Source organism: Dankookia sp. GCM10030260, assembly GCF_042666655.1.
Lineage (GTDB): Bacteria > Pseudomonadota > Alphaproteobacteria > Acetobacterales > Acetobacteraceae > Paracraurococcus.
In genome coordinates this window covers 1-11,383 of the sequence record NZ_JBHTDE010000044.1, presented here as the reverse complement: position 1 = coordinate 11,383, position 11,383 = coordinate 1, and the positions used below count along the sequence as shown (strand labels likewise).

3 protein-coding genes are annotated in these 11,383 nt (G+C 67.9%); 1 reads left to right on the top strand and 2 read right to left on the bottom strand.

The features are described from left to right. Nucleotides 1-214: 214 nt before the first annotated feature. A complete protein-coding gene (treY, locus tag ACFQS7_RS30200; protein WP_380070855.1) occupies nucleotides 215-3,016 on the bottom strand; it encodes a malto-oligosyltrehalose synthase in 2,802 nt (933 codons plus the stop codon). Further along, a complete protein-coding gene (treZ, locus tag ACFQS7_RS30195; RefSeq protein ID WP_380070854.1) occupies nucleotides 3,009-8,546 on the bottom strand; it encodes a malto-oligosyltrehalose trehalohydrolase in 5,538 nt (1,845 codons plus the stop codon). The genes treY and treZ overlap by 8 nt, the downstream gene beginning before the upstream one ends. A gap of 181 nt (nucleotides 8,547-8,727) precedes the next feature. Between treZ and glgX the strand changes: the two genes are divergently transcribed. Beyond that, nucleotides 8,728-10,983, top strand: coding sequence for a glycogen debranching protein GlgX (gene glgX, locus ACFQS7_RS30190; RefSeq protein ID WP_380070853.1), 2,256 nt, complete (start codon nucleotides 8,728-8,730; stop codon nucleotides 10,981-10,983). The last annotated feature ends 400 nt before the right edge of the window (nucleotides 10,984-11,383 follow it).

The window sequence follows — 11,383 nt, the reverse complement described above, 5'->3', positions numbered from 1 at the left end:
TGCGGCCGGACTTCGTTGATCAGCGGTTCCAACGCCGCCCACCGCGCGTCGCTCAGAACGTGAATACCAGGGTTCTCCGTCATCCCTAACAGTTAGGAATGTACCTCAGGAGCTAACAGACCTTAGGGCAGCCGCTCACCGTAGCCGTATAGGTCTGCACGTCCGAATAGCGTTCGGTCACACGCTGCTGACCGGAGCGCCATTACAACCGCCCTCAACTGTCTGGTGCAAGTACCACGACCGGCTGCTCCCCGACCAGCATGCCAGCGGCAACGGCATCGCCCCTGCGCTCCACGACCCGGCCGGACAGCAGATCTCGCCAATGCGACGCACCGGCGGCCGCCTGTGGCCAAGCCAGCTTGGTGTCGCCCCAGCCCGGCTCTGCCTCCAGCCGCGCCGGGAAACGGGCGACAACGACCAGCAGTGCGTCCTCTCCATGGCCGCGGGCAAAAGCGCATAGGTGATCAGCTTTCGGCCCGGAGACGGCGACCGGCTCGTAGGCACCTTCCGCATAAAGCGCCGGACGCTCGCGGCGATGGGCGAGCAGGGTGGCGGTCAAGGCCAGCTTGAGGCGCCCGTCATGCCATTCTTCGAGCATCGTGGCCGTGGTCCCAGCACGGTCGCGCGTGAGGGCCGCGGAGACCTCCTCCAGCAGACCGGTCCTCTGGCCGTAATCCACTGGCCGGCGGTTATCAGGATCCACCAGGCTGAGGTCCCAAAGCTCGGTGCCCTGGTAGATGTCGGGCATGCCGGGCAGGGTTAGCTTGAGGGCCGTCTGCACCAGGCTGTTGCGGAAGCCGAGGTGCGCGACGCGTTCCTGAAAGGGCAGGAAGACGTCGAGGAAAGTGCCGGAGCGGGAGGGGTCGAGCGCCTCCCGGACAAAGCCGAGCATCCCTTCCTCATAGGCCGTGTTCGGCGCGGCCCAGGTGGTATGGCGCTTGGCCTCGCGCATCGACTTCAGCATGGCGCCTTCCATGCGCTCGGCGAAACCATGCAGCGCCTCTGTCTCAGGCTTACCGCTGCCGGTCAGCTCCGCCGGCCAAGCACCGAGCAACAGCTGGTAGAACAGGTATTCGTCGTTGCGATCGGGCGGCGCGGTGCCCTCCACGTCGCCGCGTCGCGCCCGCAGAAGGCGGCTCCAGGTATTGACTTGCCGTTCCCACTCGTCCGGCATCTCGGACAGCACGGCCAACCGCGCCCGGGTGTCTTCGCCGCGCTTGGTGTCGTGAGTGGAGGTCCCCAGCATGGCATGCGGCCATCGCGCGGCACGCTGCGCATTCGCCTTGTGGAAGGCTGGCACCGGCACGCCGAAATGCTCCGGGTGCCCGCCTACCTCGTTCAGCGCGACAAAACGGTTGTAGCGGTAGAAGGCGGTGTCTTCGAGGCCCTTGGCCATCACCGGGCCACTGTACTGCTGCACCCGCATGGCAAGGCGCACCACGCTGTGCCGGCTGAAGCCGCTGCGCGGCTCCGCCACCAGGTCGGTGGTCAGCAAGCGTTGCAGAAAGTCGAAAACGCTCGGGTCAAGATCCGTCTCGTTCCGTCGTGCCTGGGCGATGGCCCAGTCGATGTCGCGGCGATCGGCCTCGGTCGGCGACACGGTGCCGTCCACATAGGTGCGGTAGACGGGAAAGCAGGCGACGATCTCTTTCAGCGCGCGCTGCAGGATGTTGCGCGTAAAGTCAGCGGTGCGCGGGTTCTGCCGCGCCACGCGGGCCGCATCGCGGGCAAGCACATTCAGCTCGCTCGCCATCTCGTTCAGCATGATACGCAGCTTGCAGTCGCGCACGATCTCCGCGAAGGGCTCACCACCGCGGATAAACTCCGCGTAGGTCCGGGTGAAGCCCTCCTCGCCGACCGGGTCCACCAGCAGGCCGAGCACGAGGTTGGCGAACTCGTAGCCCGTGGTGCCCTGCACCGGCCAATCCTCGCGGAGGGCTTCGTGGCGCGACAGGATCTTCTCGACGACTAGGTAGAAGGGGCGTGGTGCCGCCTCCCGCAGGCGCTCCAAATAGCCCTTGGGGTCCAGCAGCCCGTCAATGTGGTCGATCCGGAGCCCCTCCAGCGTGCCGTCCTCCAGCAGGGAGAAGACGAAGCGGTGAGCGTGATCGAAGAGCTCCGGCAGCTCCATGCGCAGGCCGGCCAACTCGTTGATGTTGAAGAAGCGCCGGTAGTTGATGTCGTCGGCTGCGACACGGAAATGCGCGGCGCGCCAGTGCTGGTCCTGGATCAGCGTGTTCAGCGCCTGCCAGGTCTCGAGCTTGCCGGGCTGGCCGTTCAGCCGCCTGACCGCGTCGTCCACCGCCTCCCGCACATCCTGGCGTTCCCGCGCCAGCGCCGCGAGCTCAGCCTGTAGGTCGCGGGCGCGCGCGGCGACCCGTGGGCGCCAATTCGGCAGGCCGGAGAAGGCGTCGCCCAGCCGCTCAAGCTCCGAATGCGCGTCGCCCAGCACGCGTTCGTAGTGCAGGGGGCAAATCGGCAGCTTGTGCGTGCCGTAGGTCCAAACGGCAAAGCCGCCCATCTCCGGCTCAAAGCGGAGTTCGAGCTGGCCGGCTTCCAGCACTGCGCCGTACTGGTCACCGAGGAAGGGCACCAGCAGCTTGTTGTAGAGGTAGCGCCGGTCCGGATCCCAGTCGATGTCAAACCAGCCCGCATAGTCGCTGTCCGGCCCCCATTCCAGTACGTCGAGCCACCAGGGATTGTCGGCACCGCCGACGCCCATGTGGTTCGGCACGAAGTCGAGCACCTGGCCGAGGCCATTCGCCTTGAACGCCGCGGCCATGGCGCGGAACTCGGCCTCACTGCCCAGCTCGGGGTTCAGCACGCCGTGGTCCACGATGTCGTAGCCATGGGAGGAGCCCGGGCGTGCCTTCAGATAGGGCGAGGCATAGACATGGCTGACGCCGAGGCGCTTGAGGTAGGGCGCCAGTGCCGCCGCATCCCGAAAGCCGAAGCCCGCGTGGAACTGCAGACGGTAGGTCGCGCGGGGGATCGGCGGCGGACCGGTCTCAGGCATTGTCGATAGGTCCTTCAGGATGGGTGGCACCGCGCTCGGCGCGGAAGATCTCGGCGATGTCGACGAAGCGCGGGCGGGAGGCGAGTTCCTCCAGCGTCATCGAGAGCCGGCGGCGCCAGTTCGGATGCTCGTCCGAGGTAGTTGGCACGTTCACCGGATCGGCCTCATCGGTCAGGTCGTCGATCTGTGCCATGGCGAGAACGGAGGGGCTACGGGCCAGATAGGCATGCGCCGCACACGAAAGGTGCGGAATGTCGGGTTCCTTATCCTCCGGCAGAAGCCCCTGCTGCCGTAGAGCGGCCAGGAGTTGCGCCTTGTCGCGCTGCCGCGCCGCGCGCTGGCGCCCTGCTTCCTCCGGCTCCGGGTAGAGGTTGAGGCGCACTCTCAGATCGATATCACGCTCCTCCCACCAGCCACGCAGGGTCGGCAGGTCGTGGCTGCCAAGGACGGCGAGGGCGAGGTCCGGATAGACCTCGGGCGGCAGAAAGGCGCCCGTGTCGCTATCCTGCTCGAAGAAGAGCACGCGGTAGGAGAGGATGTTCGCCTCCGCCATGCGCTCCCGGAAGCCTTCCGGCACGGTGCCGAGATCCTCGCCGACCACCAAGCAGCGCTGGCGGTGGCTTTCGAGCGCGAGGATGCCGATCATGTCCTCCATAGGATAGGCAACATAGGCGCCGGTCGCCGGCGTCTGCCCTTGCGGCACCCAGTAAAGGTGCTGCAACCCCATGACGTGGTCGATCCGCAGGCCGCCGGCATGGCGCATATTGGCGCGGACCAGCTCGATGAAGCTCCGGTACCCCTCCTCCCGCAGAGCACGGGGGTGGAAGGGTGGCAGACCCCAGTCCTGACCGGCGGGGTTGTAGATGTCGGGCGGCGCCCCGACCTGCGCCCTGGAGACAACCGCGGCGGCATCTGCCCAGGTCTCGGCACCTGCACGGTCGGCGCCAACCGCGAGGTCGCGGTAGAGGCCGACCGCCATTCGGCGGTCCGCTGCGGCCGCCGCGGCGGCGCAGAGTTGTTGATCGGCAACCCACTGCTGCCAGATGAGGAAGTCGAGGCGGCGACGGTTCTCCTCGGCAAATGCTGCGACAGCAGGGGAGTGAGGGTCGCGGTACTCTTCCGGCCAAGCATGCCAGTCCGCATGTGTTGGGTCGCGCCCGGCGAAGTGCTCGCGCAGCGCCAGGAACAGACAGTTCCGTTCCAACACCTCGCCCCGCTCGCGCCGAAACGCCTCGAAGGCCTGCCAGCGCGTCTGATCAGTAGCGGTGCGGCAGCGTTCAAACAGCATCTCCAACATCGAGAGTTTGACGGCCGTGACCTCGGCATAGTCCACCAGCGGCTTGGCTCGGCAGGCCTCCAGGTCGGCACGGAACTCATCGGAGGCGATCAGCTCCCGCGTGTCCGGGCAGTCCAGCAGCTCAGGCACCGCCATGACGTCAATGTTCAGGATGTTCAGCAGCAGCCGGCTGGCCGGCGAGTAGGGGCTGGCGTGCTCCGGGTTATCGGTGAACATGGCGTGCAGCGGGTTGAGGCCGATCACATCGGCACCGCGGGCGGCGGCCAGCTCCACCAGGCTGCGCAGGTCGCCGAAGTCGCCGATGCCCCAATCGGTTGCCGAACGCAGCAAGTAGAGCTGTGCCGCGATGCCCCATAGCCGCCGCCCGTCTGCGATCGCCTCCGGCAGCCAGCAGCGCCCGGGGGAGACGACCAGGGTGGTCGCCGCACCGCCGGGATTGAGGGAGAGGTGGTGATAGCCGAGCGGAATGTCGCCCTCCAGCACCAAGCGGCGGCACTCCAGTCTGCTGCCCTCGACCTCGCGCTCGGCCAGCAAAGTCAGGCTGCCGAAATCTGCCCGACCGGTCACGTTGCCGCCCTCCTCCAACGCGAGGCGCCAGGCAAGCTCGCCGGTGCCGGCCGGCAGAGTGAGCCTGACGGCGAGGGGCTCGGCCCCGGCGCGCAGCACCACGATCGGCGGCAAGGGGCGCGTCCACTCGGCCTCCTGCAACGCCTCCAGAGCCGCGCGCGCTGCCTCCTCGTCCGGTGCCTCGACGCCCATGGCGGCGAGCAGGCTGCGCTTTGTCTCCGGAGAGGCGCGCACCATGTCGCCGCGTGCGTTGCGGAATTCGGGCTCGATCCCCATACGCTCGGCAAGTTGGTCCAGTGCGCCGCTGCCAGAACCCTCCTCAATGGTCCATCGCACGGACCAGGGGCCGAACTCGCCCCCCTCGCCCGGCTTGCCCTCTCGCCAGATCACCCGGCTCGCCGCGGCGGGAAAGCCTTCCACCTGCACACCGGACAGGTTGGCCGCGAGCGTGAGTGTGCCACCCCCGTCGAGCAGCCAGCGCACCACCACCGCTCCCTCGCCGATGACCTGGTAGCGCCCGCCGGCACCGATACCGGCAAGGCGCGGCACGATCTCGGCATGGCGCGCCGCGATCGCGCGGCGGTACCATTCGAGCCAGCCCGCATGCTCCGGCCGGTTGACGTCTTCCCAGCGTAGCTTGGCGGAGGCAAAGGTCTCCTCCGCCGTTGGGTCGGGAATGCGCTCGCGCGTCGCCGGATCCTGGAACTCGGGGAAGCGGGCGAACTCCTCGCGCCGCCCCTTGCGCACCGCCGCGGCCAGCTCGGGCCCAAAATCGGCGAAGAAGGGGAAAGTCTGCGCTGCCGCCAATTCCTCGCCCATGAAGAGCATCGGCACCTGCGGCAGCAGCAGGTAGGTGGCGGCCACCGCACGTACCGCCTCGGCCACGGCAAAGTGGGTCAGACGGTCGCCGAAGGCGCGATTGCCGACTTGATCATGGTTTTGGATGAAGGCGACGAAAGCGGTGGGCGGCAGGGTTCCGCTCGGTTCGCCGCGCGCATGGCCGCGATAGGGCATCTGCTCGCCCTGGAAGGCGAAGCCCTCTGCCAGGGCGCGGCCGAGCTTTTCCGTGTCGCCGTGATAGTCGGCGTAGTAGGCCTTGGCCTCGCCACTCGCCGCCACGTGCAGCACGTGGTGCGCGTCGTCGTTCCACTGCGCGGTGTACCAGCGGGGCCGGCCGTCCTCGCCGCGCACCAACCGGCTCGCCTGGTTCTCCTCATTCTCTAGCACCAAGTGGACAGGCCGGTCCGGTACCGCGGCGTGGACGTGCTCGGCCATCTCCTCGAGCAGGTGCTTCGGGCTGTCGTCCAGGATGGCGTGCACCGCATCCAGCCGCAGCCCGTCGAGATGGAACTCCTCGATCCAGTAGAGAGCGTTGTTGATGAAGTATGCGCGGACCGGGCTGCTGTCAGGCCCGTCCATGTTGATGGCGGCACCCCAGGGCGTTTTGTGCCGGTCGGTGAAGGCTTCACAGGCGATGGCGTGGAGGTAGTTCCCCTCCGGCCCGAAGTGGTTATAGACGACGTCGAGCATGACCATCAGGCCGCGCTCATGCGCCGCCTCCACCAGCGCTTTCAGGTCCTCCGGGCGACCATAGCTGGCGTCGGGTGCGTAGGGGAGCACGCCGTCGTAGCCCCAGTTCCATCGGCCCGGGAAATCCGCGACCGGCATGATCTGGATGGCCGTGACGCCCAGTGAGACCAAATGGTCGAGCCGGTTGATGGTGGCGCGGAAGGTGCCCTCGGGCGTGAAAGCGCCGATGTGCAACTCATAGATGACCGCCTCCTCCCACGGGCGGCCGCGCCAATCCGTATCGCGCCAAGCATGGGCAGCGGGGTCGATCACTTCGCTCGGCCCGTGCACGTCTTCGGGCTGGTGGCGGGAGGCCGGGTCGGGCACGCGCAGCCCGTCCGGCAGGGCGAAACGGTAGCGCGTGCCGGGGCGCGCATGGTCTGTAATCAGCTCATGCCAGCCGTCACCGGCGGACTGCATCGTTACCGGCTCCGCACCGTCCAGCTCCAGGCCAATCTCCTTGTGCGACGGCGCCCAGAGCCGAAAGCGCACCCGCTCGTCCGGCAGCACCTCGGCGCCGAAAGGCATCCGGTGCGCGCGCTGCACCGTGCCTCCGGCCTCCGCACCCAGTAGGGCGAGTACGCCGCGCAGTGGGATGGCGACCCAGTCCGGCCGGTTCGCCAGTTCGTAGACCACCTCGTAGAGCGCTTTTTCCAGCATGAAGAAGCGCAGCACGCGCTCGGCCGCCACACGATCCGCCGGAAGGAAGACGCTGCCGCGCGCCGCTTCCAAATAGGCGTCGAGGTAAGCGCGCGAGGCCGCCTTTTCCCAGGCCAAGAGGTGTCCGTATGTCGCGTCCTGCTCTTTCTCCGGCAAGGCGCGTGCTGCTGCGGCGGCGGCATAGGCCAGTGACCGGAGCATACCGGCGACGTCACGCAGCGCCGCATGTTTGGCGCGTCGTTCCTCGAGAGGCCGCATCGGCTCGCCTTCGAAGTCGACAATCACCGCGTCACCATCCGCGACCAGCACCTGGCCGAGATGGTAGTCGCCGTGGTGCCGGGTCTTGGCGAAATCCGGCGCCTGCGCCAGCGCCGTCCGTAGCCGCTGGATCAGGGCGTCGCCACGGGCAAGTAGGTCCTTGGCAAGGCCGCGCGCCTCCGGCCCCAGCCGCTCCCGCGCCGTCGCCAGCCCATCCAGCGCGCGGCGCGCCATCGCTTCGGCCGCGCCGACCCAGGCCTCCCGGTCCTCTAAGGCCACCGGCTCCGGCCGGAAAGCCGGGTCGGCCGTGTCAGTGGCGAAGGCACGGTGCATCTCCGCCGTCCGCCGGCCAAGCCGGTCTAGCCATACGGTGGCTTCCTCATGGCTCTCGGGCCGCGCCAGCCGGTCAAGTACCCAGGACCAGCCATCTCCCGTGTTGGGCACGAAAGCCTGTAGGACCGAGAGGGTGACGGCGCCGGCGCCGGTAGCGCCGTCCAGCTCAATCCAGCCGAGCATCGCCGGGGTCGCGGCGAAGCCGGCCTCACCGGTGAGAAAGCGGCCGACCTCGAGCTCCGGGTGGACGCCTTCCTCCAGCTTGCGGATCACCTTCAGGATCGCGCCCTCGCCGATGCGGATGGAGGTGTTCGACTGCTCGGCGCTGCCCCGGCGAATGGCCCAGTCTCCGCCGGGTTCGAGCCCAGCGCGCGCAAGCTGCTCCGTTCGCCCGGTGCGGAGCCGTCCGGTGGTAGAGGCCGCCCCGTCGCGCAGCAGGATCTCCATCCAGAAGCGGACAAAGGCGTCCACTGAGAAGGCCTCGACCAGTCGCAGCTCTTCGGCCTCTTCGCCCTCCTCCGACGGGGGTGCGCAGATGACCTGCGCGGCGTTGGCTGTTTCGGCTCGAACCAGCGCGAGGGGTACGAAGAGATGCAGCGGCGCTTGCCCGGGCGGCGTGACCCGCCAAGCGGCGATCGCCGCCGGCATGCCAGGCACCGGGAAGGGCAGTAGCGCCGAAAGCGTGACCGTTGGCCGGCCCGCATCCTTTGCGGGGTACCAACGCTGCTGCAGCAGGAAATCCGGCAGGACAGCCAGAGCCATGGCTTCCAACCCTGTGGACCAAGCTGCGACCGAATCGGACGGAGTGATTTCGTTCTCGGAAATGCGGCCGGAGGAGGATGGCACGGTGGACCTGCGAGGCTGATGCGGAGCCGGCCAAACAGCAATCCGCCCCCGATGTTCCGGAACAGCGGCAGGAATAATCCTTACCAACCGCCTCGGCGTCCGGGAGAAAAAGGAACCCTAATCGAAAACCGGCGCGCCCTGCCTCTGTTCAGCTGCGGCTAATCAGGAAGGGTTTGGCAAAATGGACGCGCGGGTCGCGACAGCAGCGCCGCAGGTGATGCGGCGATCACGCATCCGGGAAGGCTCGCCCTTTCCGCTGGGCGCCAACTGGGACGGGCTGGGGGTGAATTTCGCGCTGTTCTCGGCGAATGCGACCAAGGTCGAGCTCTGCCTGTTCGACGATGCCGGGGAGCGCGAGCTGGAACGCCTGGAACTGCCCGAATACACCGACGAGGTCTGGCACGGTTACATGCCGGACGCCCGGCCCGGCACGATCTACGGCTACCGGGTGCACGGCCCCTATGCGCCGGAGGAAGGCCACCGTTTCAATCCCAACAAGCTGCTGCTCGACCCCTATGCCCGGGCGATCGTCGGCGAGCTGACCTGGGGGCCGGAGCTGTTCGGCTACCAACTCGAGACCGGCGACGACCTTACCTTCGACACCCGCGACAGCAGCGGCCGCATGCCGCGCTGCCGGGTGATCGACCCCGCCTTCACCTGGGGCCGCGAGCGCAGCCCCTCGGTGCCGTGGGAGCGGACGATCTTCTACGAAACCCATGTGAAGGGCTTCACCAAGCTGCATCCCGGCCTGCCGGAGGACCTGCGCGGCACCTATGAGGGTCTCGCCTCGGCCGAGGTGGTCGCCTACTTGCGTGGGCTCGGCGTGACGTCGGTGGAGTTGCTGCCAATCCATAGCTTCGTCAACGACAGCCTGCTGCTGGACAAGGGGCTGACCAACTACTGGGGCTACAACACGCTCAGCTTCTTCGCCCCGGCCCGGCGCTACGCTCACAACCAGTCCTTCGCCTTCTCCGAGTTCAAGGAGATGGTGGCGCGGCTGCACGATGCCGGGCTCGAGGTCATCCTCGACGTCGTCTACAACCATACCGCCGAGGGCAACGAGAAGGGCCCGACCCTGTCCTTCAAGGGCATCGACAACGCCAGCTACTACCGGCTGCTGCCCGACACGCCCCGCTATTATATCAACGACACCGGCACCGGGAATACCTTCAACCTGTCGCACCCGCGGGTGCTGCAACTGGTCACGGACAGTCTCCGGTATTGGGCGACCGAGATGCGGGTCGACGGCTTCCGCTTCGACCTCGCCACCATTCTCGGTCGCGAGACCCACGGCTTCGACGAGGGCGGCGGCTTCCTCGACACCTGCCGACAGGACCCGGTGCTGTCGCGCGCCAAGCTGATCGCCGAGCCCTGGGATATCGGTCCCGGCGGCTACCAGGTCGGCGGCTTCCCGCCCGGCTGGGCGGAGTGGAACGATCGCTTCCGCGACACCGTCCGCGCCTTCTGGAAGGGCGACGAAGGCCAGGCGGCGGAACTCGCCGCCCGCCTGACCGCCTCCGGCGACAAGTTCGACCGCCGCGGCCGCAAGCCCTGGGCCAGCGTGAACTTCATCGCCGCGCATGACGGCTTCACGCTGAACGACCTCGTCTCCTACGACGAGAAGCACAACGAGGCGAATGGCGAGGACAACCGCGACGGCCATTCGCACAACCTGTCCTGGAATTGCGGCGTCGAGGGGCCGACCGACGATCCGGAGATCCTGGCGCTGCGCGAGCGGCAAAAGCGCAACCTCCTCGCCACCCTGCTGCTCTCCCAAGGCACGCCGATGCTGCTGGCTGGGGACGAGTTTGGCCGCACCCAGCAGGGCAACAACAACACCTACTGCCAGGACAACGCGCTGAACTGGGTGGATTGGACCGGCACCGACGAGGCAGGCCGCGGCCTCGCCGCCTTTGCCCGCAAGCTGATCGCCTTGCGTCAAGGCTTCCCCGTGCTGCGCCGCGGCCGCTTCCTAACCGGCACGGTGAACGAGGAACTCGGCGTCAAGGACGCGACCTGGGTGACGCCTTCCGGCACCGAAATGGACCAGGAGCATTGGGCCGACCCGAACACGCGCTGCTTTGGCGTGCTGCTCGACGGCCGAGCGCAGGCCAGTGGCATCCGCCGCCCAGCCTCGGATGCCACCATGCTCCTGGTGCTGAACGCGCACCATGACGTGGTGGAGTTCTCACTGCCGGAGCCGCCGGCCGGCCAGCGCTGGCTGCTACTGGTAGACACCAACCAGCCGGAGTTGGAGGAGCCGGAGCCCTTCGAGTTCGGCCATCCCTACATGGTCACCGGCCGGTCCTTGCTCCTCTTCGTGCTGCGGCCGGAGCGGGGCGGCGGCGCTATCTTGGCGGCGGCACGAGCGGCCCTGCTGGCTGGGACCAGCCCGCCGCCATTCCCGGAAGGTGAAGTTCTAGGCGGCACGCGTTGATCTCTCGGGAACAGCCCGGAGCGGCCCGCCTCCCACGGCGAGTGCTCCGGCGGGCGCTCCCACGACCTGTCGGACCGCTTCCGCGACCTGCCGTGGCACGGCGTGGTGCACCATGTGCCCCACGCCCTCTATGATCCGCAGGGTGCTGCCCGGGATGCGGGCGTGCGGCCATTTGGCCTGACGCGCGAAGACCACCTTGTCACCTTTCCCCGCCATGATGGCCACCGGCATCGGCAACTCGTCATAGTGCCGGCGCAAGCTCAGCGCGCTTGGGTGGGGTGCGGCACGGTTCGATGAGACAGCCGGCTGCGGTAGAGGTCACCGCAACCGGAGGTCAGACCGATGGACCAGAACCACAGCGACAAGCCCGTGGGGGCGCCGGCGGGCGCCCAGAACGCTG

What these genes read in the sequence shown, in the direction of transcription:
- treY (WP_380070855.1), bottom strand. Translation starts at nt 3,016, where the DNA reads ATGCCTGAGACCGGTCCGCCGCCGATCCCCCGCGCGACCTACCGTCTG.
- glgX (WP_380070853.1), top strand. Translation starts at nt 8,728, where the DNA reads ATGGACGCGCGGGTCGCGACAGCAGCGCCGCAGGTGATGCGGCGATCA.